The sequence below is a fragment of the Phenylobacterium ferrooxidans genome, from assembly GCF_042714595.1.
GTDB lineage: Bacteria > Pseudomonadota > Alphaproteobacteria > Caulobacterales > Caulobacteraceae > Phenylobacterium > Phenylobacterium ferrooxidans.
In genome coordinates this window covers 36,125-60,348 of sequence record NZ_JAOTJD010000023.1, presented here as the reverse complement: position 1 = coordinate 60,348, position 24,224 = coordinate 36,125, and the positions used below count along the sequence as shown (strand labels likewise).

Here is a 24,224-nt window from a genome sequence, read left to right as displayed (position 1 = left end):
TCCCGGCTCTCCGCTGCGCTACGGCCGGGATGACGTGAGGGGTTGGGACTAGCTGCCGAACTCCATCGTCACCGCCAGGACCATGATGATCGCGGCGATGAAGGGCAGTTCGTTGGTCATCTTCCAGAAGCGGGCGGTGCGGGTGTTGGTCCCGGCCACGTATTTCTTGCGGGCGGCGCCCAGGAACCCGTGCCAGCCGGTCATGAAGACGATCCCCGACAGCTTGGCGATCATCCAGGGCTGCTGCAGGTACTCCCAGCCGCCGCGGACCTCGGTGGCGTTCACATAGATCAGGGCCAGGCCGAACACCCAGGTCGCCACCATGGCCGGGCCCATGATGATCCGGTACAGCTTCAGCTCCATGGTCTGGAAGAGCTTGTCCATCTCGCCGCCGGGCACGGCGTCGGCGTGGTAGGCCAGCAGCCGGGGCAGATACATGATCCCGGCCATCCAGGCGATCACCGCGATGATGTGCAGGCCGCGCAGCAGATTGTAGTCCACGCCTAAGCTCCCTGGGTTGATCGCCCGCATTTGCCATAGCCGGCGGGGCAAAGCCATGCCCCCTCCGGTGCGGCGCCGCCATCGCGCGCCAGGGCATGGGTCACGGTCTGGGCCAGGGCGGCGATGAAGGCCTGGTCGACGCCGAGCGCCGGGGCCCGCAGATAGGGGGCGACCCCCTGGTTCTCGGCCAGTTCGGCATATTCGTGGTCCAGCTCCACCAGGGTCTCGATGTGCTCGGAGACGAAGGCGATGGGCGACAGCAGCAGGCCGACCCCCTGCTCGCCGGCGATGTGAATCTCCTCCACCGTCGAGGGGCCAATCCACTTCATGGGGCCGACCCGGCTCTGGTAGCAGACGCGCCAGTCGGGCAACTCGGGCAGCAGGCCCGCGACGGCCGCCGCCGTGGCCTCGACCTGGGCCTGGTAGGGATCTCCGCCCTTGATCACCTTTTCCGGCAGGCCGTGGGCGGAGAACAGCAGGCGGACCTTGGCGGGGCGGCCGGCGTCGATCCAGGTCTTGCGGATCGTCTCGGCGTGGGCGGCGATCACCCCTTGCGCGGTCGGATAGCAACAGACGGTGCGAGTGCGGCCGGGACCTTTGTAATTCTTCGCCCAGTCCTGCAGGGACGAGGCTGTCGTGGTGGTGGAGAACTGCGGATAGAGCGGCAGCAGGACGATCTCGTCGGGGGCGAAGGCGGCCACCTCCTTCGCCGTCTGGTCTGCGAAGGGCTTCCAGTAGCGCATGGCGATGAAGGCCTTCACCGTCAGGTCGGGACGGGCGCTGGCGAGGGCCGCGTCGAGGGCCGCGGCCTGTTTCTGTGTCTCCGGCAGCAGGGGCGAGCCGCCGCCCATCATGTTGTAGTTGGCCTGGGCCGAGGCCTCGCGGCGGGAGGATATCAGGGCGGCGATGGGATAGCGCAGCAGGGCCGGGACGCTGATGATCGCCGGGTCCTTGAACAGGTTGTACAGGAACGGCCGCACGGCCTGCGGCCCGTCCGGGCCCCCGAGGTTGAAGAGGACGACCGCGACGCGGCTCACTTGCCGGTCACCCGGCGGATGGTGCGCTCGATGTGCTCGATGGGGGTGTCGGGCAGGACCCCGTGGCCGAGGTTGAAGATGTAGGGTCCGGAGTTCCACTGCTCGATCAGGGCGTCGACCCGGGCGTCCAGGGCTGGGCCGCCGGCGCGCAGCAGCAGGTTGTCCAGCGCCCCCTGGATGGTCTTGCCGCTGTCCTGGATCTTCTGGCCCAGCACCGCGCTGGCCTGGGTGTCGAGGGCGACGCAGTTGACCGGGACCCGGGCGGCGTAGTTCTCCACCAGGGCGCCGGCGCTGCGCGGGAAGCCGATGAACGGCACGTCGACGCCAGCGGCGCGGACCTTCTCGATGATGGCGGTGTGCGGCTTGATGACGATGCGTTCGAAGACGTCCTCGGCCAGACCCTCGGCCCAGCTCTCGAACAGCTTCAGCACCTGGGCGCCGGACCTGGCCTGCATCACCAGGTAACGGGCGGTGCTCTCCACCAGGACGTCCAGCAGCCGATCGAGCTTCTCGGGGTGCTGGTAGGCGTAGGTCCGGGCGCCGGAGCGGTCGGAGCCGCGGCCCTCGATCATGTAGGTGGCTACGGTCCAGGGGGCGCCGGCGAACCCGATCAGGGCGCGGTCCGGCTCCAGCTCGGCGCGCACGCGCGACAGCGTCTCGCCAATGGCCGACAGCCGGCCCGTGGAGGCCTCGATCTGGTCGGCCATGCTTTCGATGGACGGCAGCTCGCCCAGCCGGGGACCTTCGCCCGCCTCGAACCAGACCTCCTGGCCGAGCGCCTGGGGGATCAGCAGGATGTCGGCGAAGACGATTGCGGCGTCCAGGGGGAAGCGGCGCATCGGCTGCAGGGTGGCCTCGGCCGCCATCTCCGGATTGTGGCAGAAGGCGATGAAGTCCTTCGCCCGGGTCCGCAGCTCCCGGTACTCGGGCAGGGAACGCCCTGCCTGACGCATGAACCAGACCGGCGGGCGGTCCAGGGTTTCTCCGGCGAGCGCCCGGAGCAGGCGGGGTTCTGAACTGTTGGACATGGAGGGCGTTAAACCGGCTTCGAGGCTCGGGCTCAAGCCCGCCTGTTCTTCCTCGCCTGCCTTCTACCTTTCTAAGAAATAGAATCTTGGATGAAGAGGTAGCGGTAGGGCCTGGGCAAGCCGGGGACAAATCCCAGTGCCGCACCCCCTTTTCGACTCCCTTTCCCCAGCCGATGGCAGCTTTCTCCGCAGGGCCAAGGCGCCGCTGTGGATTGTGTTAATGAAGTCTTAACGTGCTGATCGGCCTTAACGATTCATTAACCTCACGGCTCCGGTTCGGGTGAATGAACAGGAGTCATTCGCCGCGCGCCTGGCGCCGTCGTCGGACAACGCGCGCCGCAGGGACAGCTGATCCACGACCCCCGGGCAAACCCCGTGAACGGCGCCCGTTATCCGCAGGCCCAGTGATCGACGCGCGAATTGGCCGCGGCTATCCCCAAGCGCGCCCGGCTTCGCTAAGAAGGTATCGACTCCTCTATCCCCAGATATTTCGACGCACCCGCCAACGGCGACCCGGATCCGATGACCACAGCCTCGCGCTTCGCCACCTATTTCCATGTGCACCTGGTCTCCGACTCCACCGGCGAGACCCTGAACGCCATGGCGCGCGCGGTCTGCGCCCGGTTCGAGAACGTCCTGCCCATCGAGCACATCTACGCTCTGGTCCGCTCGCCCCGGCAGCTGGAGCGGGCGCTCACCGACATCGAGGCCGCGCCCGGAGTGGTGATCCACACCATCGTCGACGACGAGCTGCGGGCCGCCCTGGAGGAGGGCTGCCGAAAACTGGACATGGCCTGCATCCCGGCCCTCGACCCCCTGGTCTCGGCCCTGTCGCGTTATCTGGGGGCGGCGCTGACCCGGCGGGTCGGCGTGCAGCACGCCCTGGACAACGACTATTTCAACCGCATGGACGCGCTCAACTACGCCATCGGCCACGATGACGGCCAGGGCGGCCAGGACCTGGACCAGGCCGATGTGGTGCTGGTGGGCGTGTCGCGCACATCGAAGACTCCGACCTGTATCTATCTGGCCCACCGCGGGGTGCGGGCCGCCAATGTGCCCCTGGTTCCGGGCCGCGCGCCGTCGGAGAAGCTGCTGACCCTGAAGAACGCCCTGATCGTCGGCCTGACCATCTCGCCCGACCGGCTGATCCAGATCCGCCGCAACCGGCTGCTCAGCCTGAAGGAAGACCGCGACTCCAGCTATATCGACATCGAGGCGGTCCGGCAGGAGACCGTCCTGGCGCGCCGGCTCTATGAGCGGATGGAATGGCCGGTGATCGACGTCACCCGCCGCAGCGTCGAGGAGACGGCCGCCGCCGTGCTCAACCTGCTGAACGGCGGGCACGGCCAGATCGAGGTGCTGGGATGATCGGCCATCAGATCATCCTGGCGTCGAAGAGCGCGGCCCGCACCGCCGTGCTCAAGGGCGCGGGCGTCCCCTTCGAGACCGCCGTCTCCGGCGTCGACGAGGAGGCGGTCAAGACCGCGATGCTGGGTCAAGGCGGCACGCCCCGCGACGTGGCCGACGCGCTCGCCGAGCTGAAGGCCGTCAAGATCTCCCGGGGCCGGCCAGGCTTCGTGATCGGGGCCGACCAGACCCTGGAGTTCGAGGGTGGGCTCTACGACAAGGCCGAGACCGTCGAGGCGGCGCGGGACCGGCTGAAGTTGCTGCGCGGCAAGCCGCACAGGCTGCATTCGGCGGTGGTGGTGGCCCGGGACGGTCAGCCGATCTGGCGCGAGGTGGCCACCTGCACCCTGACCATGCGCCAGTTCAGCGACGACTTCCTGGAGGCCTATCTGATCGCCGAGGGCGACGAGGCCCTCGGTTCGGTGGGGTGCTACCGGCTGGAGAGCCATGGCTCACAGCTGTTCTCGAAGATCGAGGGCGACTATTTCGCCATCCTCGGCCTGCCCCTGCTGGGCCTGCTGGACCTGCTGCGCAAGCACGGGGCGCTGTCGGCATGACCAGGATCACCGGCGCCACCGTGGTGGCGGGCGTGGTGGGCCACCCGATCGCCCACTCGATGAGCCCGATCCTGCACAACGCCTGGCTGGCGGCGGCGGGGATCGATGGGGTCTATGTGCCCTTCGACGTCTCTCCCGAGAATTTCCCGAGCTTCACCAAGGGCCTGCGTGGCGGCTCGCTCTCGGGTCTGAACGTCACCGTGCCCTTCAAGACCCAGGCCATGGCCCTGGCCGACCAGGTCAGCGAGCGGGCGCGCCTGGCCCAGGCGGCCAATGTCCTGGTGTTTGGACCAGACGGCGGGATCCTGGCCGACAACACCGACGGGCTGGGCCTGCTGACCGCCTTCGCGGTCCAGGCGCCAGGCTTTGATCCCGCCGCAGCGCCAGTGGCCATACTCGGAGCGGGCGGCGCGGCGCGGGGCGCGGCGGCGGCCTTCCTCAGCGCTGGCGCCCGCGACATCCGCATCATCAACCGTACCGTGGCCCGCGCCGAAGAGATCGCCGCCGATCTGGGCGGTTGCGTCCGCGCCTATGGGCTGGACCAGGCCGGGCCTGGTTTTGACGGCGTCGGCGCCCTGATCAACGCCACCTCGGCCGGGCTGTCGGGGGCGGGGGTGCTGGACGTGCCGATCGCCGCGACGCCGCGAACCGCCGTGGTGATGGACATGGTCTACAAGCCGCTGCTCACCCCGTTCCTGGCGCAGGCCCAAGCCCTGGGTCGCCCCACCGTGGACGGACTGGAAATGCTGATCGGCCAGGCCATACCGGCCTTCCACGCCTTCTTCGGCCAGCCGCCCCCCGAAGGCGTCGATGTCCGAACCCTCGCCAAGCAAGCCCTGGGACTTTGAAACAATGCTGATGATCGGGCTGACCGGCTCCATCGGGATGGGAAAATCCACCACCGCGGCCATGTTCCGCGACGCGGGCGTGCCCGTCTACGACGCCGACGCCGTGGTGGCCGACCTCTATCTGAAGGGCGGCGCCGCCGTCGAACCCCTGGAGGCGGCCTTTCCAGGCGTGACCAAGGACGGCGCCGTCGATCGCGAGGCGCTTCGCCAGCGGGTGCTGGGCGACGACGCGGCCATGGCCAAGCTGAACTCGGTGGTCCACCCCCTGATGGGGGCTGACCGCGCAGCCTTCTTCGCCCGCGCCCAGGCGGCCAAGGCCGACATGGTGGTGATGGATATCCCCCTGCTGTTCGAGACCAAGGGGCACCTCAACATGGACGCCGTGGTGGTGGCCTCGGCGCCGGAAGACCAGCAGCGCGCCCGGGTCCTGGCCCGGCCCGGCTGGACCGCCGAGCGTCTCGACGACATCCTCAAGCGCCAGCTGCATGACAGCGAGAAGCGCAAGCTGGCCCATTTCATCGTCGAGACCGGCCAGGGTCTGGATCATGCGCGGGCCCAGGTCCACGAGATCATCGCTACACTTAGGGACCCGGAGCGTCGTCCCCAGGCAATCGGCCCTGCGACCTGAGGCCAGGTTGAAACCCGGTTCGAAGCGCGGCATCTAGGGTCATGGCCCGCGAAATCGTCATGGACACCGAGACGACCGGCTTCGAGCCGCACCTCGGCCACCGGCTGGTGGAAATCGCCTGCCTGGAGATCGAGGACTTCCTGCCCACCGGCCGGCATTTCCACGTCTATATCGATCCCGAGCGCGACATGCCGCCGGACGCCGAGCGGGTGCACGGCCTGTCGGCCACCTTCCTGCGCGGCAAGCCGAAGTTCGCCCACCCCGAGGTCAGCCACGCCTTCCTGGAGTTCGTCGGCGACGCCCCGCTGATCGCCCATAACGCCACCTTTGACCGGGCCTTCATCAATCACGAGCTGGGGGTCTGCGGCCTCAACATCGTCGAAGACCACCGCTGGATCGACACCCTGGCCCTGGCGCGCAAGCGCTTCCCTGGCATGGCCAATTCGCTGGACGCGCTCTGCAAGCGCTTCAAGATCTCGCTCACGGAGCGGGAAAAGCACGGCGCCCTGATCGACGCCCGCCTGCTGGCCGCGGTCTATCTGGAGCTGAAGGGTGGCCGCGAGCGGAGCCTGGAGCTGATGACCCAGGCCATGGACACCGCCGCCTATGCGGTGGCCAATCCCTCGGTCTACGGCGCCCGGCCCCGGCCGCTGGCGTCGCGCTCCACCGACGCCGAGCGGGAGGTCCACGCGGCCTTCATCCGCGACGTCCTGAAGAACGACGAGCTCTGGGTGCGGTTCGGGCTGTAGATCCTCCCCCAGCGCGCAAGCGCGATGTGGGGGAGGTGGATCGTCGCAACGCGACGAGACAGAGGGGGATCAACGTAGTTGACCTCTTCAACCCCCAAACAAGGGTCAAAGTCCCCCTCAGTCAGCTTCGCTGACAGCTCCCCCAGAGGGGGAGCATCTTGACCCTACGCGTTGCCAATCTGGGGAGCGCCGTCGGCCTGGGCGCGGCGGGCGGCGTAGACGCCGGCGAAGTCGATGGGGTCCAGCAGGAAGGGCGGGAAGCCGCCGTCCGAGGTAACGTCGGCGATCACCCGGCGGGCGAAGGGGAACAGGAAGCGCGGGCATTCCACCAGCAGCACAGCCTCCAGCTCTTCCTGCGGCACGCCGGCGATCTCGAAGACGCCGCCATAGAGCAGCTCGACGTGGAAGACCGGGCCGTCGTCGCGGGAGGCGCGGGCCGAGAGCTTCAGATCCACCTCGAAGAAGCCGTCGTCGCGGCCCCGGGCGTTCATTTCCACGCCCATGTCGATGGAGGGCTGGCTGGCGCCGGCCCGCAGGCTGTCGGGGGCGCGCGGGTTCTCAAAGCTGAGATCGCGGATAAATTGGGCGAGAATCCGGATTCCGGGCTCGGGCAGGCCGATTTCGGCGCCGTTTTCCTGGCCGGCCGCGTCAGTGTCGCTCATGGTGGCGAAGATTCCGTGCTCTAAGGACGTCCATTCACGCCCTGTTTGGGACCGGCGCTGCTATCATGCGACTTTCGCCGATGCAACGTCGCCCCTGACGGGGGCGTTGCAACGTCCTATATTAGGCTCCACCCCCCGTCTCCAACGAAGCGATAGTGTTTTGCCGATCTTAGAGCTGATCATCTTTGCAGGCCTCGCGGTCGTCGTGCTGTTCCAGCTCTATTCGGTGCTGGGCCGCAGGGTTGGCCGGCAGCCGGAGGACAACGCGGGCGATCCAGCCCTGGCCACCGTCAAGCCCGCGCGGCTGCAGGGCGACGAGCCTCAGGCCGCCGAGGCCGCCGAGGGCGTGGCCCTGTCGGGCCTGGCCGCCGTGCGCGCCCGCGACGCGAACTTCGACCTTGGCCGCTTCCTCGGCGGGGCCAAGGGCGCCTATGAGATGATCGTCACCGCCTTCGCCGCTGGCGACCGCGACACCCTGCGCAACCTGCTGGCGCCCGGCATCCTGGCCAGCTTCGACGCCGAAATCGCCCGGCGCGAGGCCGAGGGCCGCACCGAGCTGGTGGAGTTTTCCCATCCGCCCCGCGCCGACCTGGAAAAGGCCGACGTGAACGGGGACACCGCCCAGGTCACTGTCCGCTTCCTGGCCGAGTTCCGCAGCCGCACCAAGGGCCCCGAGGGCGAGGGCGTCGATGATCGCCGCACGGCCGAACTCTGGACCTTCGAACGCAATCTTAAGAGCCGCGACCCCAACTGGACCCTCGTCCGCGTCGACGCCGCCGAGGCGTAGGACCTTATCCCGGCCCCCGGCCGTTCCAGCCCGGAGTCCGTCGTGGCCCCACTAAAAATTCTCCTGGCCAGCCTCTGCGCCCTGACCCTGGCCGCCTGCGCCACCGCCAAGCCGGGTCCCGCGCCGCGTCCGGGACCCCGCCCGACCCCAGCGCCGGCTCCCGCCCCCGTCCTGGAGCAGTTCAGCGACCTGCCGGGCTGGGCGGCCGACGATCACGCCGCCGCCTTCGAGGCCTACCGATCCACCTGCGGCGCGGCGCGGGACGCGGCCATGGGGGAGATCTGTCGCCGGGCGCGGGCGCGGCCCCTGCTCTCCGGGCCTGAGGCGCGGGCCTTCTTCGAAGACAATTTCCGCCCCGAGGCCGTGCCGGGCGAAGGCGTCCTGACCGCCTATTACGCGCCGGAATATGAGGCGCGCGCGCGCGCCGACGCCGAATTCTCCGCGCCCGTACGGCCCAAGCCCGTCGACCTGGTGTCCAGCGGCCAGGGCGGCCGCGACGCCCAGCAGCGGGGGCCGGACGGCAAGCTCGGCCCCTATCCCGACCGCACGGCCATCGAAACCTCGCCCCCGACCCAGGTGCTGGCCTGGATGCGGCCCGAGGAGCTGTTCTTCCTGCAGGTCCAGGGCTCGGGCGTGGTCACCTATCCGGACGGCCGGCGGGTCAAGGTGCTGTTTGCGGCCACCAATGGCCGGACCTTCACCGGCATCGCCAATCCCATGCGCGACCGCGGGCTGCTGGCCGCCAACAACACCTCAGGCGAGGCGATCCGCCAGTGGCTGGCCGATCATCGTGGGCCCGAGGCCGACGCGATCATGCGGCTGAACCCGCGCTACGTCTTCTTCACCACCGCCCCGGACGACGGACGCCCGCCCGTGGGCTCGGCGGGGATCCCCCTGCCCACCGGCCGCGCCATCGCGGTGGACCCGAGCCGGCACGCCAGCGGCGAACTGTTCTGGATCGACGGAGTCGCCCCGATCCTCAACGGCGCCTTCCCTACCTACCGGCGGCTGGTGACGGCGCTTGACGTCGGAGGGGCGATCAAGGGTCTCGTGCGCGCCGACCTCTATCTGGGCCAGGGCCAGCGCGCCGGGACCGAGGCCGGCCGCGTGCGCCATACCCTGCGGATGCACCGCCTGGTCCCCAGGGTCGGTCCGGGCCGGTGAAACGGCCGATCCGGCCCGACGAGCAAAGGCTGTGGTCCATGGTGGCGGCCACGGTCCACCCCATGCCGGGCCGTACGGTCTCCAAGGCCGAGCGCGACGCCCTGGCCGCGCAGATCGACCGCAATGCGCCGGCCGCACGCATCCCCATCCCCGAAAAGCCCGCGCCCAAGCGGCCGCCACATCCGTGGCTGGGACCTGAAGACATCGAGCCGCGCCGCAGGCATCGCATCGCCCGGGAGCGCGAGGAGATCGGCGGCCGCATCGACCTGCACGGCATGGACCAGATGCAGGCGAAATCGGCGCTCGAGGGCTTCGTGCTCGGCGCCTGGAACCGCGGCGACCGCGCCGTCCTGGTGATCACCGGCAAGGGCGCGCGGGGGGACGGGGTGTTGCGCCGCATGACCCCGGAATGGCTGTCGAGCCCGGCCCTGCGCGAGGTTGTCGCCGGCATCTCCGAGGCCCACCGCAATCACGGCGGCGAGGGCGCGCTCTATGTGGCCCTGAAGCGCAAGAGCCGAGGCTAGACCCCCGCCGACAGCGGCAGCTCCTCCTCGGCGTCCTCCTCCAGACTCCATTCCGCCGCCACGGTGGTGACGGCCACGTCGGCGGTGACGTTGCCGATGGTGCGGGAGATGTCGGGCAGGGTCTCGACCGCCAGCAGCAGGGGCAGGAGCTCCATCGGCACCCCCATGGCCATGGAGATGGGGCCAAGCGTGGTGAAGAAGGTCACGGCGCTGGCGATGCCGACGGCGGCCAGGCTGACCGTGGCGGCCACCAGCACGCCCACCAGCATCACCAGGGGGCTCAGGGGCACGCCGTAGATGTGGGCCACATAGATCACCACGGCCATGTTGCCCGCCGGGCTGGTCATGCGGAAAAGGGCCACGGCCATGGGCAGGACCACGCCGCGCACCTTGTCGGGGACCCCCAGCTTCTGGGCGGTCTCCAGCATGGCCGGCAGGGAGGCCAGGGACGACTGGGTGGAAATGGCGACGGCCTCCACCGGGATCATGGCGCGGACAAAGGCCATCAGGGGGACCTTGCCGAACACCACCGCCAGGATGACGGCGATGACCGCCATGCTGAGGCACATGATCGAGACGATGACGACGTAGTGGCCGAGCACACCGACGGCTCCCAGGCCCGTGCGGGCGCCGGTGACCAGGGCCAGGGCGAAGACTCCGAAGGGCGCGGCCCACAGCACCCAGTGCACCAGGGTCATCATGGTGTCCCGCACCGCGTCGAAGAACCCGAACAGCGAGGCGCGCTTGGCCGCCGCGATCCGGGTGGCGGCCATGCCGAACACCAGGGCGAAGACCACCAAGGGGGCCATGGCCCCGTCGGCGGCCACCTTCACCGGATTGGTGGGGATGAAGCTCTTGACCATTTCCTGGATGGTGGGGGTCGGGGGGATCTCGCCGTTGGCGGCGTCGGCCGAGGCGCGCAGGGCCTGGGCGGCCTCCACCGGCGCGGGCCAGAGCGCCAGCAGGGCCGGGGTGGCGATGGCTGCGAAGCTGGCCGACAGCACCAGCAGCACCGCGAAAAGTCCCAGGGTCTTGGCGGCGTCGCCGCCGGCCCGGGCGGTGTCGGCGGCCTGGGCCACCCCCGTCACCAGCAGGGCGAAGACCAGGGGGATGATGGTCATCCGCAGGGCGTCGAGCCAGACCCCGCCGGCCGGCTCGGCCACCGCGATGATCTGCGGCGCGGAGTCGGGGAGGTAGGCCGCCACGGCGGCGCCGGCGCCGAGGCCGGCCACGAGGCCGAGGAGTACGCGGGTCGTCAGGGTCATGGGGCAGGTTCACCGGGCCAGCGCGTCCGCGCCAGCAAAAAAACCGCCGTGGGCCCGCCGGTTCCCTAGTCGGGCAGGGCGAAGGCGACGATCTGGTCGCCGCGCCTGGTGTCGGACTTCGAATGGCCGCCGGCGGCGATCACCACATACTGGCGGCCCTTCCAGACATAGGTCATGGGGGTGGCCTGGCCCCCGGCCGGCAGGCGGCCCTTCCACAGCTCCTTGCCTGTGCCGGCGTCGAAGGCGCGCAGGTAATTGTCCATGGCCGCGCCGATGAAGACCAGGCCGCCGCCGGTGACGATGGGGCCGCCGAAATTGGGGGTGCCGGTCCCCCGCATCAGGACCTGAGAGCCGGGCGCCAGGTCCCGCGTGGTCCCCAGGGGCACGCGCCAGAGCACCCGGCCGTCGTGCATGTCGATGGCCGAGAGCTCGCCCCAGGGCGGGGGGTTGCAGGGCAGGCCGAGCGGCGAGCGCAGCAGCTCGCGCTTCATGCCGTAGCGGGCCCCGGCGTTGGGGCTGATCTCCACATCGGGCTGGGCCTTGCGGGCGGCCTTCACCGTCTGCGCCGGGATCAGGGTCACCTTGTGCAGGGCGCTGGAAGTGTTGGCGTAGACGATCTGGCGAGCGGGATCGAAGGCGACGCCGCCCCAGTTCGAACCGCCGCCGGTGAAGGGATAGATGATGGTCCCCCGGGTGGTGGGCGGCGTGTAGAGCCCCTCGTTGCGGGCGCCCTCGAGCAAGCGACGACAGGCGGCGCGGTCCCAGGGGGTGAGGCCGAAGGCGTCCTGCGGGCCGATCTTGTCGGGCGCCAGGGACTTGGGCGCGATCGGAAAGGGCTGGGTCGGGGACAGGGTTTCCCCCAGCGCGCCGCCCTGGGGCACGGGGCGCTCCACCACCGGGATGACGGGGGCGCCGGTGTCGCGGTTCAGCGTGAAGAGCAGGCCCTGTTTGGTGGTCTGGATCACGGCGGGCGAGGTGACGCCGCGATAGGTGAGGGTGGCCAGGGTCGGCTGGGCCGGGACGTCATAGTCCCAGACGTCGTGATGGGTGGTCTGGAAGCCCCAGGCCAGCTCGCCGGTGGCGGCCTTCAGCGCCACCACGGAATTGGCGTGCCCGCCATTCCCCGGCCGGGCGGCGCCGTAGAAGTCCGGGCTGGCGCTGGAGGTGGGCAGAAAGACCAGGCCCCGGGCCTCGTCCACCGACATCGGCGCCCAGACATTGGCGGCGCCGGCGCGGACCTGCGGCCGGACGCTGTCGAGCGGATCAAACCGCCACGTCAGCTGGCCGGTCACCGCGTCGAAGGCGTGGACCGCGCCGGAGGTCTCGTCGACCTTCTGGTTGTCGTCGATGGAGGAGCCGGTGATCACCAGCCCCCGCGTCACCACCGGCGGCGAGGTGATCTGGGCGCCGCCGGGGCGGGTCAGCGTCACGCCGGGGATGGCGGGGACCCAGCCCCCCGTTCCGAACCCGGCGCAGGCCCGGCCGGTGGCGGCGTCCAGGGCGAACAGCCGCCGGTCGTTGGTGTTCATGAAGATGCGCTCGGCGCAGGGCGCGCCCTGGGGCGCGGCGGGGTTCCTCCAATAGGCCAGGCCCCGGCAGGTATAGTCGTTGGGGTAGTCGACACCGGTGGCGATCTTCGGGTCGAAGCGCCATAGCGGCGCGCCGGTGGCCGGATCGATGGCGCTGGCCGCGTTGAAGGGCGAGCAGAGATAAAGCCGGCCGGCCGCCAGGATCGGGGTGACCTGGAAGGAGGCGCGCTCCATGGCGCCACCCTTGGTCTCCATGTCACCGGTGGAGAAGCTCCAGGCCGGTTTCAGCCGCTTGACGTTCTGCGGCGTGATCTGGGCGGCGGTGGAATAGCGTTGGCCCCCGGCGTCGCCGCCATAGTGGGCCCACCCGGCGTCGGGCGCCGGGGCGACCTGGGGTGCGGAACAGGCGGCGAGGCTGGCGGCGGCGAGCAGGGGCAGGGTGTATCCGGTCATGCGCCCAGAGGAGCGTCAGAAACCGCTGCGGTAAAGGTGGGTTGGGACGAGTGGCGGACCTGCCGGGACGAACGGCTCTACCTCTTTGGATTGGAGCCGAAAAGGCTCACCGCCAGGCTTGGCCGGCGACGTAGGCGGCGGGCTCGCGGGTCAGGGCCCGGACCGACTGGTCGTCCAGGCGGCAGGCGGCGACGGGCAGGCCGCCGGCCACATCGACGATCCTGCAGGTGATGTTCTGGGCGAAGACCACGGCCATCAGCGAGCCGCGGCTGGCCGGATGGGCGGCGGTCTTCTGCAGGGGCTCCGGCGCGAGCGCGACCTCGACCCACTGGTCAGGGGTGGCGCCGAGCGCCACACACAGGCGTTCGGAGTCCAGCACCTGCAGGACAGGGCCGTGGATTTCCGCGCCGACGTCGGGGGCGGAACCCTGGCAGACCGTCTCGGCGTGGGCGGCGCCTGCGAAGCTGAGCAGGGCTATCGCCCCGATGAGTCCGCTGAGTTTCTGAGGTGTAGACGCCACGACGGCCCCGCCCGGATTAGGATTCTGTTAAAACAATCCACAGGGAGTCGCTTTGTTCCGGGCTGGACCCCAAATGCGTTGCAGGCGTTACTGGGGCGACAAGAGGACCACATGAGCAAGCCGATCACCATCACCATCCCCCACGACCTGGGCGCCGCCGTCGCGCGGCAGCGGATCGAGGAGGGCTTCGGCAAGATCAGCCAGCAGTTCGGCGAGGCCGCCTCCAAGGCCCTGACCAAGACCTGGACCGGCGACCGCATGGACTTCTCGGTGGCCGCCATGGGCCAGCACATCACCGGCCACCTGGACGTTCAGGAGGCCGCGGTGCTGATGACCATCAACCTGCCCAACGTGCTCGCCCTGCTGGCCGGCAAGATCAAGGGCCGGGTCCAGAAGGAAGGCCAGCTGCTTCTGAAGTAGGGCGGCTTAGGCCTCGGCCAGGGCCGCCAGGGTCCGCCGCCGGTAGAGCCACTCGACGCAGGCCAGGATCACCACGGCCAGGACCAGTTCGAAGCCCAGTTCGCTGAGCTTGATGGCGGTCGGCGCGGAGGTGGGCAACAGCACCTCTCCAAACATCGCCACCCCCAGGTTCTGGGTGGCGTGGGCCCCGATCCCGAACTCCAGGCCGCCGAGGCGCAGGGTCGCCCAGGCGAACACCATGCCCAGCAGCGCCCGCGCCGCCAGGGCGCCGGGATCGAACTCCAGGTGGAAGAGGGCGAAGATCACGCCGTTGATCAGTAGCACCAGCCAGACCCGGCGGGTGAAGACGCCCACCTGCTGCAGCAGATAGCCCCGGAACACCACCTCCTCGGCCCACGAGGCGATCAGGAAACCCAGGCTGACGGCGGCCATGTAGATCAGGCGCTGTTTCAGGGGCTCGCCCGCGTCGAGGATCGGCGCCTCGCCGCTCTGCGGCATGAGCACCGAGATCAGGCTCAACGCCAGGATGGCCACTACGCCCGCCGCCGCGCCCCAGGCCAGGACCTGCCAGCGGAAGCGGGGCGCCACGGTGATCCAGCTGTGGAAGGGCCGGCGGAAGATCAGCCGCGCCGCCAGCAGCAGGCCCGCCGCCGCGGCGGCCAGGCCGATCCCCACCTCGACGATATAGACGCTGGACTTCAGCAGGCGTGGCAGGTCGCCCAGCTCGCCGCCGACGACATTGTGCGGCACGCCCAGGGCCCGACCCGCGCCGAACACCGCCAGGATCACCGCGAAGCTCGCAGCGATGGCGGCCACGGGGCCGGCCAGCGCCATCAGGGCCACCCGGCGCCCGTCTCGGTCGCGGGGCGTCGTCTGCGCGAGGAAGGGCGGCGTCGCGCGGCCGGCGAGCACGTCGAGGGCGGGGATCATCAAGGGCCAGGTTAGCGCGGCCCGCGCACCTCGACTATGGTGGCGCCATGCGCGCCGCTGCTTTCGCCGTCACCGTCACTCTTTTGTTCGCCTCCCTGTCTCTGGGCGCCGCCCAGGCCGCCGACCGCGGCGTCATGCAGGACAAGGACACCTTCCGCGACGCGGCCATGGCCCCGCTGGAGGACCTGAATCTCAAGCAGAAGGGCATTCCCGATGTCCTGCTGCGGGCCCGCGCCGATCCCTATGACCTGGAGGGCCTCTCCCGCTGCGAGCCCATCGCCGGCGAGATCGGCCGGCTGGATGCGGCCCTGGGCCCCGATCTCGACGAGGCGCCGCCCCCCGACACCCGGACCCGCGCCGAGAAGGTGGGCGGGGCGATCAAGGACGCCGGCATCTCCGAACTGCGCAGCGAGAGCCGCAGCCTGCTGCCGTTCCGGGGTTGGGTGCGCAAGCTCACCGGCGCCGCCCGCCACGACAAGAAGGTCCAGGCCGCGATCCGCGCCGGCGAGGTGCGCCGGGGCTATCTGAAGGGCGTGGGCATGCGCATGAACTGCGCCCCGCCCGCCGCCCCCAGCTGGTTCGTCCCGACCCCGCCGCAGAGCGTGGTGGAGAAGGTGATGGGCCAGTCTTTCGACGGCCTCTGGGCCCGGATCACCGCCTGGTTCTGGAGCTGGTGGCCGTTCTGACCGCTCTTCCTCTTCCGCAAGCGGGAGAGGAGAAGAGGTCAGGTCTCCGACTTCCGTCGCCAGGCCTTTTCTTCCAGACCCGAGCGGCCTTCGCGGCTTTCCAGCCAGGCGGCGACGTCGTCCAGGCTGACGCCGGCGGCGGCCAGGACCACCAGGAAGTGGTACATCAGGTCGGCGCTCTCGGCGGCCAGGCCGTCCCTGTCCTTCTGGACCGCGGCGATCACCACCTCGACGGCCTCCTCGCCCAGCTTCTTGGCGGCGCGCTCCACGCCTTCCGACAGCAGCTTGGCGGTATAGGAGCTCTCGGGGCTGGAGCCCTTGCGCTGTTCGATGGTGGCGGCGAGGCGGTCGAGGGTCTCGGAAAAGCGGCTCATGCGAAGGCCTCCGTCAGGCGGACTGGAATGTGGGCGGCGGCCATGGCGCGCTTGACCTCGCCGATGGACACTTCCCCGAAATGGAAGATCGAGGCGGCCAGGACGGCGTCGGCGCCGCCCTTGGTGACGGCCTCGACCATGTGGGCCGCGCTGCCGGCGCCGCCCGAGGCGATCACCGGCACGTTCACCGCCGCGGTCATGGCGGCCAGAAGCTCGATGTCATAGCCGGTCTTGGCGCCGTCGCGGTCCATGGAGGTCAGCAGGATCTCGCCCGCGCCGCGCTTCACCGCGTCGATGGCGTAGTCCACCACGTCCAACCCCGTCGCGGTGCGGCCGCCATAGGTATAGACCTCCCAGCCGTCGTTGCGTCCGCCGGAGCCGTTGCGCGCCGTGCCGTGCTTGGCGTCGATGGCCACCACCACGGCCTGGGAGCCGAAGGCGTCAGCGCAGGCGCTGATCAGGTCGCGGTTCTCCACGGCGGCGGTGTTGACGCTGATCTTGTCGGCCCCGGCCAGCAGCAGACGCCGGGCGTCCTCCACCTGGCGGATGCCGCCCCCCACCGACAGCGGCATGAAGCAGACATCGGCGGTGCGGGCGATGACGTCGAGGATGGCGCCGCGCCGCTCGTGACTGGCGGTGATGTCCAGGAACATCAGCTCGTCGGCGCCGGCGGCGTCATAGGCCCGCGCCTGTTCGACGGGATCGCCGGCGTCGCGCAGGGCCACGAAGTTCACGCCCTTCACCACGCGGCCGTCCTTGACGTCCAGGCAGGGGATGACGCGAACCTTCAGCATCAGGCGGCGACCTGGAGGGCCTCAGCCGGGTTGATGGCGCCGTTGTAGAGCGCCCGGCCCAGCACGGCGCCCGCGATCGGCACGCCCTTGCGCGCCCGCAGACGCACGATGTCGTCGACGCTGGCCAGGCCGCCGGCGGCGATCACCGGGATGTTCACCGCGTCGGCGATGGCCCCGAAAGCTTCGACATTGAAGCCCATCACCGTGCCGTCGCGGTCGATGTCGGTGATGATCAGGGCGCCCACGCCGGCGTCCTCGAAGCGCTTGGAGACGGTGACGGCGTCGAGGTCGGAGCTTTCGGTCCAGCCCTGCGTCGCCACCTTGCCGGCCCGCACGTCGACGCTGACGGCGATCTGCTCGGGCCATTCGCGGGCGCAGGCCTTGACGATCTCCGGCTCGGTGACGGCGATGGTGCCCAGGATCACCCGGGAGACGCCGGCCTCGATCCAGCGCTCGACGTCCTTCATGGAGCGGATGCCGCCCCCCAGCTGGACGGGGATCGAGACGCTTTCGAGGATCGCCTCGACGGCCTTCTCATTGATCGCCCGGCCCTGGACGGCGCCGTTCAGGTCGACGACGTGGACCCAGTGGAACCCACTCTCCACGAACTGCCGGGCCTGATCGGCGGGGGAGGAGTTGAAGACGGTGGCGGTGGTCAGGTCGCCGTGCAGCACGCGCACGCACTGGCCGTCCTTCAGATCGATCGCGGGATAGAGGATCACGGACGCCACTCCAGGAATCGCGCCAGGAAGGCAAGCCCGGCGCTCTGCGACTTTTCAGGGTGAAACTGTACGCCCGCGACATTGCCCTTGGCGACAGCCGCTGGGAAACGGCCGCCGTGGTCGACCCAGGCGGCGACGTCTCTCTCGTCGTCCGGGTAGAAGGCGAAGGAGTGGGTGAAATACATCGGCGCGTCACCGATCCCGGCGATCAGGTCGGGGCCGTGGGGCGAAACCAGGGTGTTCCAGCCCATGTGCGGGATCTTGGCGGCGGCGTCGGTGGGCTCGACCCGCCGCACATCGCCGCCGATCCAGTCCAGCCCGCGGGTCTCGCCGAACTCCAGGCCGCGTGAGGCCAGCAGCTGCATGCCGACGCAGATGCCCAGGAAGGGTTGTCCCTTGGTGCGGACGGCCTGGGTCATCGCCTCGATCAGGCCAGGACGCTCGGAAAGCGCGGTCATGCAGGCCGAGAAGGCCCCCACGCCGGGCAGGACGATGCGGTCGGCGTTGGCTACCGTCTCGGGGTCACAGGTGACCACGACCTCGCTTTGGCCATCGGCGGCCTTCACCAAGGCCTTTTCGGCCGAGCGAAGGTTGCCCGACCCGTAGTCGATCAGGGCGACATTCTGCATGGATCAGATCCTACAGGACGCCCTTGGTCGACGGAGCGTGACCATGGGTCTTGGGGTCGAGTTCGACCGCGGTGCGCAGGGCGCGGGCCAGGGCCTTGAAGCCGCTCTCGGCGATGTGGTGGCTGTTGTCGCCGTATAGGGTTTCCAGGTGCACGCAGGCGCCCAGGTTCATGGCGAAGGCGTGGTGGAATTCCTTGAACAGCTCGGTGTCGAACTCGCCGATCTTCGGGGTCTTGAACGCGACCTTCCAGATCAGGTACGGGCGATTGCAGAGGTCGAGGGCGCAGCGAGTCAGGGTTTCGTCCATTGGCACATAGGCGTGGCCGAAGCGGTAGATGCCCTTGAAGCCGTCCAGCGCCTGCCTGATCGCCTGACCGATGACGATCCCGGTGTCTTCCACCGTGTGGTGAAAGTCGATGTGCAGGTCGCCCTTGGTGCGGACGTAGAGGTCGATCCCGCTGAATCGCGCCAGACCGTCCAGCATGTGGTCAAAGAAGCCGATGCCGGTCTCGACATCGGACACGCCGGAGCCGTCCAGATCCACGCGGACCGTGATCTGGGTTTCCTTGGTGTTGCGGACGACTTCGGCCGTGCGGGCCATGGGCTTAGAGTCCTTTCGACGCCGCCAGGTCTTTCAGATTGACCAGGGGGCGCGGGCCGTAGTGCGAGATCACTTCCGACGCCGCCAGCGATCCGAGCTGGCCGCAGACGTTCAGCGGCCGGCCCTTGGCGAGACCGAACATGAAACCGGCTGCGTATTGGTCGCCCGCGCCGGTCGTGTCCACGACTTTTTCCACAGGGTAGGCCGAAACGTCCAAGGTCTGCCCGGCCGCGCAGATGGTGGAGCCGGCCGCGCCGCGGGTGACGGCGGCGATCTTCACCTTGCCGCGCATCTGGGCCATGGCGTCATTGAAGTCGGTGGTCTGGAACATCGCCATCAGTTCGGTGTCGTTGGCGAAGACTAGGTCGACCTGGCTCTCGATGAAGCCCAGCAGGGCCTCGCGGTGGCGTTCCACCACAAAGCCGTCCGACAGGGTGATGGCCATCATCCGGCCGGCGCCCCGGGCCAGGCCCGCGGCCTTTGCGAAGGCGCGGCGCGCGGCCTCGGCGTCGAACAGGTAGCCCTCGAGATAGACGATCTTGGCGCCCTCGATGATCGCGGCGTCCACATCATCGGCCGCGAACTCGGTCGAGGCGCCCAGATAGGTGCACATGGTGCGCTCGCCATCCGGGGTGACGTTGATCAGCGACCGCGCCGTGGCGGGGCCGTCGGTCAGCGGCGGGGTGTCGAAATGGGCGCCGATGGCCCGCATGTCGTGTGCGAAGACGTCCCCCAGCTGGTCCTTGGCCACCTTGCCCATATAGGCCGCGCGACCGCCGAAGCTGGCGACCCCGGCGATGGTGTTGCCGGCCGAGCCGCCCGAGGCCTCGATGCCTGAGGCCATCTTGCCGTAGAGCTCCACGCCGCGCGCTTCGTCGATCAGCATCATGGCGCCCTTGTCCAGCCCATTGGCCGAAAGGAAGTCATCAGTGGCCGGGGCGATCACATCGACGATGGCGTTGCCGATGGCGGCGACGTCGTACAGTTCGGTCATAAGGGCTTTCCGGGGAAACGTAGGCGGGCTGACTACAGGGAAAGACCAGCTTGATCAACGTGAGCGGGGCTTTGCACAGGATAGGGCATGCGGCTTTTTCATTTCAGCGACGATCCGGGCATCGAATGCTTTGTCCCCAGGCCGGTTCGGGTCCCCTCGATGCGGCCGCCGGGGCGCGACTGGCTGAACGGCCCGCTGGTGTGGGCCATCGATGAGGTGACGCAGCCGCTATACTTCTTCCCCCGCGACTGCCCCCGCATTGTGCTGTGGGAAGCGCCGACCACCACGGAAGAGGACCGGGCGCGGTGGTTCGGGTCCAGCGACGCGCGGATGATCGCCCATGTGGAGTGGGCCTGGTTCGAGCGCCTGCGTTCCGAACCCCTCTACCGCTACGAACTTCCCGTCGAGGGCTTCGAGGATCTGGCCGACGCCGGCATGTGGGTGGCGCGCCACGCCGTCAGGCCCCTGTGCGTCGAGACCCTCGATGACCTGCCGGCCATGATGGCGGCGCACGGTGTGGAGTTGCGGCTCATGGCCAGCCTGGTTCCGCTTCGGGACGTCTGGTCCACCAGCCTGCACGCCAGCGGGGTGCGGCTGCGACATGCTCAAGGTTGGGCGGCAACTCCTGACGCCTCCACACGTTAGGTGGCCAAGGCGGACCATCCGCCAAAGCGTTTGGAGGACCTGCACATGGGCATTCTCAATCAAGACAAGTCCAAGGACGACAAGCTCTCGGTCCAGGAAAAACGGGCTATCAGGGACGCGGAGGTGCCGCACGCCCGCAAGGTCGAGCCGCTGGAGGCGGGCGAATTGCCCGACCAGTTGGCGGACAAGGAGCAGGATGCCGAAGATCGGCAGGAAGCCCTGCTGGACGAGGGTCTGGAAGAAAGCTTCCCGGGCAGCGACCCGGTGAGCGTCAAGCGCATCACCTGATCGCGTTTCCGAGTTAAGGCCGATCTTCCCGAAAGATCAGCTTGGCGAGGGGCGGTGGAGAAGCTTCACTGGATCGCATGATCCGCAAGCTCTCCGCCGCCCTTTTCGCGTTTGGCCTGCTGGGCGCCGCCCCAGCCCCCGATTGGCGTCCCCTTAACCCCGAATCCCTGCTGGTGATCGACACCACCAGGGGGCGGATCATTGTGGAGATGGCGCCCGACATGGCCCCGCAGAGCGTGGCCCGGGTAAAGCTGCTGGCCCGGGAAGGCGTCTATGACGGCCTGAAGTTCCACCGGGTGATCGAGGGCTTCGTCAACCAGACCGGCAACCCCGACAACAAGGACGGCGGGGTTTCCCGCCACCCCGACCTGCCGCTGGAGGCGACCTTCAAGCTGAAAATCGCCGGCTATCGGGCCGTAGCCGCGCCGAGCGACGGGACGGTGGGCTTCCTGGGGTCGGTTCCCATCGCCACGGTGTCGGGCCAGGAGGCGCTGCGGTCCACCGACGGCGCGATCCGCGCCTGGGGCGCCTATTGCCAGGGCGTCGCCGGCATGGGGCGGCAGGAGGCGCGCGACACCGGCAACAGTGAGATCTTCTTCATGCGCGGCGCCAGCCGCCGCCTGGACCGCGACTACACGGTCTGGGGACGCATCGTGGTGGGGCGCGACATCAACAGCCTGCTATCGGTGGGCGAACCCCCGGCCGCCCCTGACCGGATGCTGAAGGTGCGGGTGGCGGCCGACATGCCGGCCGCCGATCGGCCACGGCTCTCGATCCTGCGGGACGACAGTCCCGCGTTCCGCGCCCTGGTCCGCCGGACGCGGATCGCCAAGGGGGCGGACTTCTCCATCTGCGACCTGGAGGTTCCGGTCCGCGTCGACCCCTAGGCGCGGCTCACGCCCCCACGAACAGGATCTTCGACGGGCACAGATCGGCGATGGGGCATTCCTCGCAGCGGGGCCGCCGCGCCACGCAGGTGTAGCGCCCGTGCAGGATCAGCCAGTGATGGGCGCGGGTGAGGTAGGGCTCGGGCACCAGCGCCATCAGGTCGGCCTCCACCTGGTCCGGCGTCTTGCCTGCCGACAGCTTCAGGCGGTGGGAGACCCGGAAGACGTGGGTGTCCACGGCGATGGCCGGCTCGATGCGCAGCTCGTTCAGCACCACGCTGGCGGTCTTCCGCCCCACGCCGGGCAGGGCCATCAGGGCCTCGCGCTCCAGGGGCACCTCGCCGCCATGCTGCTCCATCAGGATGCGGGCGGTGGCGATGACGTTCCTGGCCTTGGTGCGGAAGAGGCCGATGGAGGCGATCAACGGGATGAGGCCCTCTTCGCCGAGGTGCAGCATCTTGGCCGGGGTGTCGGCCACGGCGAACAGGGCGGTGGTGGCCTTGTTCACCGAGACGTCGGTGGCCTGGGCCGACAGGGCCACGGCGGTCACCAGCTCATAGGGGCTGGCATAGTTCAGCTCGGTGCGCGGATCGTCGCTGAGCGACAGGAAACGGTGAAAGATTTCCTCCACCCGCGCCTGTTCGGCGGGACTGACGCGCGTCTTCTTCCTCGCCGGGGGTCGGGGGGCTTTGGCCATGGCCGACCATTGTACGCCGCGGGCTGCTTCGCCAAGGCCCCACGCACATGGCGCCTGTTTGGACGTCCGCAAATCGCCTAACCTGGCGGGGTCATGGATGATCTGGTCTTCATGGACGCCGAGATCCGGCCCAACCGCAGCCTGTCGCGGCGTGGGTTCGTGGTGCTGATCACGGTGCTGACGGTGCTCAACTGCGCCTCGGCCGCGGTCTTCCTCTCCATGGGCGCGGTCTTCGTGCCGATGTTCCTGGGGCTGGATCTGGTGGCGGTGGTGGTGGCCTTCCTGGTCAGCTTCGCCGCGGCCAAGCAGATCGAGCGCGTCCGGGTCACCGACCGCCAGGTGCAGGTGTTTCAGGAGACCCCGACCTGGAAGAAGCTGATGTGGGAAAGCCCCACGGCCTTCACCCGCGTCACCCTGCTGACCGAGGACGACCACGCGATCGACCTGCGCCTGGCCCTGTCGGGCAAGGAGGCCCCGGTGGCCCGGGCGCTCAGCCCCGCCGAGCGGGCCGAATTCGCCAAGGCCCTCGAGGGCGCGATCTACTCGGCCCGGCGGGCGCGGTTCTAGCGCCCTACAGGATGAACCGCGAGAGGTCGGCGTCCTTGGCCAGGTCGCCGACATGGGCCTGCACATAGTCAGCGTCGATGCTGATGGTCTCGCCCGAACGGTCCGAGGCGGTGAAGCTGATCTCCTCCAGCACCTTTTCCAGGATGGTCTGCAGCCGGCGCGCGCCGATGTTCTCCACCGAACTGTTCACCGCCACGGCCGCGTCGGCCAAGGCGTCGACGGCTTCGCCGGTGAAGGTCAGGGTCACGCCCTCGGTGGCCAGCAGGGCCTGGTGCTGGCGGATGAGGTTGGCCTCGGGCTCGGTGAGAATGCGGCGCATGTCGTCGCGGCTGAGCGGCTTCAGCTCCACCCGGATCGGCAGGCGGCCTTGCAGTTCCGGCAACAGGTCCGAGGGCTTGGCCACGTGGAAGGCGCCCGAGGCGATGAACAGCACGTGGTCGGTCTTCACCGGCCCGTGCTTGGTGGAGACGGTGGTGCCCTCGATCAGGGGCAGCAGGTCGCGCTGGACCCCCTCGCGGGAGACATCGGCGCCGCCTGAGCGTTCGCGGCTGGTGGCCACCTTGTCGATCTCGTCGAGGAAGACGATGCCCTGGTTCTCGGCCAGCTCTATGGCCTCCTGGGTCAGGGCCTCCTGGTCCAACAGCTTGTCGCTTTCCTCGGCGATGAGCGGGGCGTGAGCCGCGGCGACCGTGGTCTTGTGCGTCTTGGTGCGGCCGCCGAAGGCCTTGCCCATCATCTCGCCGAGATTGAGCATGCCCATCTGGGAGCCCGGCTGGCCCGGAATGTCGAACATCGGCAGGCCGCCGCCAGTGTCGGCCAGGGTCAGCTCCACCTCCTTGTCGTCCAGCTCGCCGGTCCGCAGCTTCTTGCGGAAGCTCTCGCGGGCGGCGGTGGAGCCGGGGCCGGTCAGGGCGTCGAGGATGCGCTCCTCGGCGGCGGCCTCGGCCTTGGCGCGGACGGCGGCCCGGCGCTTTTCGCGCACCATGGACAGCGAGATCTCCACCAGGTCGCGCACGATCTGGTCCACGTCGCGGCCGACATAGCCGACCTCGGTGAACTTGGTGGCCTCCACCTTCAGGAACGGGGCCTGGGCCAGGCGCGCCAGGCGCCGTGCGATCTCGGTCTTGCCGACCCCGGTGGGGCCGATCAGCAGGATGTTCTTGGGCGTCACCTCGTCGCGCATGGCCTCAGGCACCCGGCGGCGGCGCCAGCGGTTGCGCAGGGCGACGGCGACAGCCTTCTTGGCCTCGGCATGGCCGACGATGAAGCGGTCGAGTTCGGAGACGATTTCGCGCGGTGAGAATTCGGTCATAGCGCCGTTAAATAGG

Annotated in this window: 30 protein-coding genes; 14 read left to right on the top strand and 16 right to left on the bottom strand. The window is 69.3% G+C overall.

Features of this window, described 5'->3' with window-relative positions; genetic code table 11:
• Positions 1–48 precede the first annotated feature (48 nt).
• The 3 genes from OCL97_RS13105 to hemE are packed head-to-tail and all read right to left on the bottom strand — an operon-like array spanning position 49 to position 2,566.
• Entirely contained in the window at positions 49–501 is a 453-nt protein-coding gene (locus tag OCL97_RS13105) for a CopD family protein (RefSeq protein WP_304780532.1), read from the bottom strand.
• 2 nt (positions 502–503) lie between these two features.
• Entirely contained in the window at positions 504–1,538 is a 1,035-nt protein-coding gene (gene hemH / locus OCL97_RS13100) for a ferrochelatase (protein WP_377370421.1), read from the bottom strand.
• Positions 1,535–2,566 carry a uroporphyrinogen decarboxylase gene (gene hemE, locus OCL97_RS13095; RefSeq protein ID WP_304780528.1) on the bottom strand — a complete coding sequence of 344 codons (1,032 nt, stop codon included), beginning with the start codon at positions 2,564–2,566 and terminating at the stop codon, positions 1,535–1,537. The genes hemH and hemE overlap by 4 nt, the downstream gene beginning before the upstream one ends.
• A 522-nt stretch (positions 2,567–3,088) precedes the next feature.
• Here hemE and OCL97_RS13090 point away from each other — a divergent pair.
• From OCL97_RS13090 to dnaQ, 5 genes are read left to right on the top strand one after another with little or no spacing between them, the layout of a single operon-like run.
• A complete protein-coding gene (locus OCL97_RS13090) occupies positions 3,089–3,937 on the top strand; it encodes a pyruvate, water dikinase regulatory protein (protein WP_304780526.1) in 849 nt (282 codons plus the stop codon).
• Positions 3,934–4,533, top strand: a complete 600-nt coding sequence (locus tag OCL97_RS13085) for a Maf family protein (RefSeq protein ID WP_377370420.1) — start codon at positions 3,934–3,936, stop codon at positions 4,531–4,533. Before OCL97_RS13090 ends, OCL97_RS13085 begins: the two co-directional genes overlap by 4 nt.
• A complete protein-coding gene (gene aroE / locus OCL97_RS13080; RefSeq protein WP_377370419.1) occupies positions 4,530–5,381 on the top strand; it encodes a shikimate dehydrogenase in 852 nt (283 codons plus the stop codon). The genes OCL97_RS13085 and aroE overlap by 4 nt, the downstream gene beginning before the upstream one ends.
• Before the next feature lie 4 nt (positions 5,382–5,385).
• Positions 5,386–6,009: a dephospho-CoA kinase gene (gene coaE / locus OCL97_RS13075; RefSeq protein ID WP_377370418.1), complete on the top strand. Its 624-nt coding sequence runs from the start codon at positions 5,386–5,388 to the stop codon at positions 6,007–6,009.
• Between the two features lie 41 nt (positions 6,010–6,050).
• The gene (dnaQ, locus tag OCL97_RS13070; protein ID WP_377370417.1) at positions 6,051–6,758 is read left to right on the top strand and encodes a DNA polymerase III subunit epsilon; all 708 of its coding nucleotides are present in this window, start codon (positions 6,051–6,053) and stop codon (positions 6,756–6,758) included.
• Positions 6,759–6,922: 164 nt separating this feature from the next.
• Here the strand turns inward: dnaQ and secB are convergent, their stop codons facing one another.
• Entirely contained in the window at positions 6,923–7,420 is a 498-nt protein-coding gene (secB, locus tag OCL97_RS13065) for a protein-export chaperone SecB (protein WP_377370416.1), read from the bottom strand.
• Positions 7,421–7,586: 166 nt separating this feature from the next.
• On the opposite strand from secB, the gene timA reads away from it, so the two are divergent.
• The 3 genes from timA to OCL97_RS13050 are packed head-to-tail and all read left to right on the top strand — an operon-like array spanning position 7,587 to position 9,895.
• The gene (timA, locus tag OCL97_RS13060) at positions 7,587–8,207 is read left to right on the top strand and encodes a TIM44-related membrane protein TimA (protein ID WP_377370433.1); all 621 of its coding nucleotides are present in this window, start codon (positions 7,587–7,589) and stop codon (positions 8,205–8,207) included.
• 42 nt (positions 8,208–8,249) lie between these two features.
• Complete coding sequence (locus OCL97_RS13055) at positions 8,250–9,371, top strand: MltA domain-containing protein (protein ID WP_305337315.1); 1,122 nt, start codon at positions 8,250–8,252, stop codon at positions 9,369–9,371.
• Positions 9,368–9,895 (top strand): Smr/MutS family protein, encoded by a 528-nt coding sequence (locus tag OCL97_RS13050; RefSeq protein WP_377370415.1) that lies wholly within the window; start codon positions 9,368–9,370, stop codon positions 9,893–9,895. The genes OCL97_RS13055 and OCL97_RS13050 overlap by 4 nt, the downstream gene beginning before the upstream one ends.
• On the opposite strand, the gene OCL97_RS13045 is transcribed toward OCL97_RS13050, so the two are convergent.
• From OCL97_RS13045 to OCL97_RS13035, 3 genes are all read right to left on the bottom strand, one after another.
• Positions 9,892–11,160, bottom strand: coding sequence for a dicarboxylate/amino acid:cation symporter (locus OCL97_RS13045; protein ID WP_305761904.1), 1,269 nt, complete (start codon positions 11,158–11,160; stop codon positions 9,892–9,894). The genes OCL97_RS13050 and OCL97_RS13045 overlap by 4 nt on opposite strands.
• A gap of 65 nt (positions 11,161–11,225) precedes the next feature.
• Positions 11,226–13,142, bottom strand: a complete 1,917-nt coding sequence (locus tag OCL97_RS13040; protein ID WP_377370414.1) for a pyrroloquinoline quinone-dependent dehydrogenase — start codon at positions 13,140–13,142, stop codon at positions 11,226–11,228.
• Between the two features lie 106 nt (positions 13,143–13,248).
• Complete coding sequence (locus tag OCL97_RS13035) at positions 13,249–13,662, bottom strand: hypothetical protein (protein ID WP_377370413.1); 414 nt, start codon at positions 13,660–13,662, stop codon at positions 13,249–13,251.
• 111 nt (positions 13,663–13,773) lie between these two features.
• On the opposite strand from OCL97_RS13035, the gene OCL97_RS13030 reads away from it, so the two are divergent.
• A complete protein-coding gene (locus OCL97_RS13030) occupies positions 13,774–14,082 on the top strand; it encodes a polyhydroxyalkanoic acid system family protein (RefSeq protein WP_304780492.1) in 309 nt (102 codons plus the stop codon).
• A 6-nt stretch (positions 14,083–14,088) separates the two neighbouring features.
• Here OCL97_RS13030 and OCL97_RS13025 read toward each other — a convergent pair whose 3' ends face one another.
• Positions 14,089–15,012 carry a CPBP family intramembrane glutamic endopeptidase gene (locus OCL97_RS13025; RefSeq protein ID WP_377370412.1) on the bottom strand — a complete coding sequence of 308 codons (924 nt, stop codon included), beginning with the start codon at positions 15,010–15,012 and terminating at the stop codon, positions 14,089–14,091.
• Between the two features lie 47 nt (positions 15,013–15,059).
• Between OCL97_RS13025 and OCL97_RS13020 the strand changes: the two genes are divergently transcribed.
• Positions 15,060–15,698, top strand: a complete 639-nt coding sequence (locus OCL97_RS13020) for a hypothetical protein (protein WP_377370411.1) — start codon at positions 15,060–15,062, stop codon at positions 15,696–15,698.
• 38 nt (positions 15,699–15,736) lie between these two features.
• Here OCL97_RS13020 and OCL97_RS13015 read toward each other — a convergent pair whose 3' ends face one another.
• From OCL97_RS13015 to OCL97_RS12990, 6 genes are read right to left on the bottom strand one after another with little or no spacing between them, the layout of a single operon-like run.
• A complete protein-coding gene (locus OCL97_RS13015) occupies positions 15,737–16,072 on the bottom strand; it encodes a phosphoribosyl-ATP diphosphatase (protein ID WP_377370410.1) in 336 nt (111 codons plus the stop codon).
• Positions 16,069–16,866 carry an imidazole glycerol phosphate synthase subunit HisF gene (hisF, locus tag OCL97_RS13010; protein WP_377370409.1) on the bottom strand — a complete coding sequence of 266 codons (798 nt, stop codon included), beginning with the start codon at positions 16,864–16,866 and terminating at the stop codon, positions 16,069–16,071. Before hisF ends, OCL97_RS13015 begins: the two co-directional genes overlap by 4 nt.
• Complete coding sequence (hisA, locus tag OCL97_RS13005; protein ID WP_377370408.1) at positions 16,866–17,588, bottom strand: 1-(5-phosphoribosyl)-5-[(5-phosphoribosylamino)methylideneamino]imidazole-4-carboxamide isomerase; 723 nt, start codon at positions 17,586–17,588, stop codon at positions 16,866–16,868. Before hisA ends, hisF begins: the two co-directional genes overlap by 1 nt.
• Complete coding sequence (gene hisH, locus OCL97_RS13000; protein WP_377370407.1) at positions 17,585–18,217, bottom strand: imidazole glycerol phosphate synthase subunit HisH; 633 nt, start codon at positions 18,215–18,217, stop codon at positions 17,585–17,587. Before hisH ends, hisA begins: the two co-directional genes overlap by 4 nt.
• A gap of 10 nt (positions 18,218–18,227) precedes the next feature.
• Entirely contained in the window at positions 18,228–18,818 is a 591-nt protein-coding gene (hisB, locus tag OCL97_RS12995) for an imidazoleglycerol-phosphate dehydratase HisB (protein ID WP_304780471.1), read from the bottom strand.
• Positions 18,819–18,822: 4 nt separating this feature from the next.
• Positions 18,823–19,812: an adenosine kinase gene (locus tag OCL97_RS12990; protein WP_304780468.1), complete on the bottom strand. Its 990-nt coding sequence runs from the start codon at positions 19,810–19,812 to the stop codon at positions 18,823–18,825.
• 87 nt (positions 19,813–19,899) lie between these two features.
• Here OCL97_RS12990 and OCL97_RS12985 point away from each other — a divergent pair, with 87 nt between their 5' ends.
• The 3 genes from OCL97_RS12985 (at position 19,900) to OCL97_RS12975 (ending at position 21,632) form a co-directional block, all read left to right on the top strand.
• Positions 19,900–20,457, top strand: a complete 558-nt coding sequence (locus OCL97_RS12985; protein ID WP_377370406.1) for a DUF6886 family protein — start codon at positions 19,900–19,902, stop codon at positions 20,455–20,457.
• Between the two features lie 45 nt (positions 20,458–20,502).
• Positions 20,503–20,745 (top strand): hypothetical protein, encoded by a 243-nt coding sequence (locus OCL97_RS12980; RefSeq protein WP_377370405.1) that lies wholly within the window; start codon positions 20,503–20,505, stop codon positions 20,743–20,745.
• A 77-nt stretch (positions 20,746–20,822) separates the two neighbouring features.
• Positions 20,823–21,632 (top strand): peptidylprolyl isomerase, encoded by an 810-nt coding sequence (locus tag OCL97_RS12975; RefSeq protein WP_377370404.1) that lies wholly within the window; start codon positions 20,823–20,825, stop codon positions 21,630–21,632.
• Between the two features lie 7 nt (positions 21,633–21,639).
• Here the strand turns inward: OCL97_RS12975 and nth are convergent, their stop codons facing one another.
• Positions 21,640–22,329 (bottom strand): endonuclease III, encoded by a 690-nt coding sequence (nth, locus tag OCL97_RS12970; protein WP_377370403.1) that lies wholly within the window; start codon positions 22,327–22,329, stop codon positions 21,640–21,642.
• A 93-nt stretch (positions 22,330–22,422) separates the two neighbouring features.
• Here nth and OCL97_RS12965 point away from each other — a divergent pair, with 93 nt between their 5' ends.
• Positions 22,423–22,896, top strand: coding sequence for a DUF2244 domain-containing protein (locus tag OCL97_RS12965; RefSeq protein ID WP_304780454.1), 474 nt, complete (start codon positions 22,423–22,425; stop codon positions 22,894–22,896).
• A gap of 4 nt (positions 22,897–22,900) precedes the next feature.
• Here OCL97_RS12965 and hslU read toward each other — a convergent pair whose 3' ends face one another.
• Positions 22,901–24,208, bottom strand: coding sequence for an ATP-dependent protease ATPase subunit HslU (gene hslU, locus OCL97_RS12960; protein ID WP_377370402.1), 1,308 nt, complete (start codon positions 24,206–24,208; stop codon positions 22,901–22,903).
• Positions 24,209–24,224: the final 16 nt, after the last annotated feature.

Excerpts from the sequence above, each read along its gene's own strand:
- hisH (WP_377370407.1), bottom strand. The coding sequence starts at position 18,217 with ATGCAGAATGTCGCCCTGATCGACTACGGGTCGGGCAACCTTCGCTCG.
- OCL97_RS12985 (WP_377370406.1), top strand. The coding sequence starts at position 19,900 with ATGCGGCTTTTTCATTTCAGCGACGATCCGGGCATCGAATGCTTTGTC.
- hisB (WP_304780471.1), bottom strand. The coding sequence starts at position 18,818 with ATGGCCCGCACGGCCGAAGTCGTCCGCAACACCAAGGAAACCCAGATC.
- OCL97_RS13045 (WP_305761904.1), bottom strand. The coding sequence starts at position 11,160 with ATGACCCTGACGACCCGCGTACTCCTCGGCCTCGTGGCCGGCCTCGGC.
- dnaQ (WP_377370417.1), top strand. The coding sequence starts at position 6,051 with ATGGCCCGCGAAATCGTCATGGACACCGAGACGACCGGCTTCGAGCCG.
- hisF (WP_377370409.1), bottom strand. The coding sequence starts at position 16,866 with ATGCTGAAGGTTCGCGTCATCCCCTGCCTGGACGTCAAGGACGGCCGC.
- nth (WP_377370403.1), bottom strand. The coding sequence starts at position 22,329 with ATGGCCAAAGCCCCCCGACCCCCGGCGAGGAAGAAGACGCGCGTCAGT.
- OCL97_RS12990 (WP_304780468.1), bottom strand. The coding sequence starts at position 19,812 with ATGACCGAACTGTACGACGTCGCCGCCATCGGCAACGCCATCGTCGAT.
- OCL97_RS13090 (WP_304780526.1), top strand. The coding sequence starts at position 3,089 with ATGACCACAGCCTCGCGCTTCGCCACCTATTTCCATGTGCACCTGGTC.
- OCL97_RS12980 (WP_377370405.1), top strand. The coding sequence starts at position 20,503 with ATGGGCATTCTCAATCAAGACAAGTCCAAGGACGACAAGCTCTCGGTC.
- aroE (WP_377370419.1), top strand. The coding sequence starts at position 4,530 with ATGACCAGGATCACCGGCGCCACCGTGGTGGCGGGCGTGGTGGGCCAC.
- OCL97_RS13085 (WP_377370420.1), top strand. The coding sequence starts at position 3,934 with ATGATCGGCCATCAGATCATCCTGGCGTCGAAGAGCGCGGCCCGCACC.
- OCL97_RS12965 (WP_304780454.1), top strand. The coding sequence starts at position 22,423 with ATGGATGATCTGGTCTTCATGGACGCCGAGATCCGGCCCAACCGCAGC.
- coaE (WP_377370418.1), top strand. The coding sequence starts at position 5,386 with ATGCTGATGATCGGGCTGACCGGCTCCATCGGGATGGGAAAATCCACC.
- OCL97_RS13030 (WP_304780492.1), top strand. The coding sequence starts at position 13,774 with ATGAGCAAGCCGATCACCATCACCATCCCCCACGACCTGGGCGCCGCC.
- secB (WP_377370416.1), bottom strand. The coding sequence starts at position 7,420 with ATGAGCGACACTGACGCGGCCGGCCAGGAAAACGGCGCCGAAATCGGC.
- OCL97_RS13025 (WP_377370412.1), bottom strand. The coding sequence starts at position 15,012 with ATGATCCCCGCCCTCGACGTGCTCGCCGGCCGCGCGACGCCGCCCTTC.
- OCL97_RS13015 (WP_377370410.1), bottom strand. The coding sequence starts at position 16,072 with ATGAGCCGCTTTTCCGAGACCCTCGACCGCCTCGCCGCCACCATCGAA.
- hemE (WP_304780528.1), bottom strand. The coding sequence starts at position 2,566 with ATGTCCAACAGTTCAGAACCCCGCCTGCTCCGGGCGCTCGCCGGAGAA.
- OCL97_RS13020 (WP_377370411.1), top strand. The coding sequence starts at position 15,060 with ATGCGCGCCGCTGCTTTCGCCGTCACCGTCACTCTTTTGTTCGCCTCC.
- OCL97_RS12975 (WP_377370404.1), top strand. The coding sequence starts at position 20,823 with ATGATCCGCAAGCTCTCCGCCGCCCTTTTCGCGTTTGGCCTGCTGGGC.
- OCL97_RS13040 (WP_377370414.1), bottom strand. The coding sequence starts at position 13,142 with ATGACCGGATACACCCTGCCCCTGCTCGCCGCCGCCAGCCTCGCCGCC.
- hslU (WP_377370402.1), bottom strand. The coding sequence starts at position 24,208 with ATGACCGAATTCTCACCGCGCGAAATCGTCTCCGAACTCGACCGCTTC.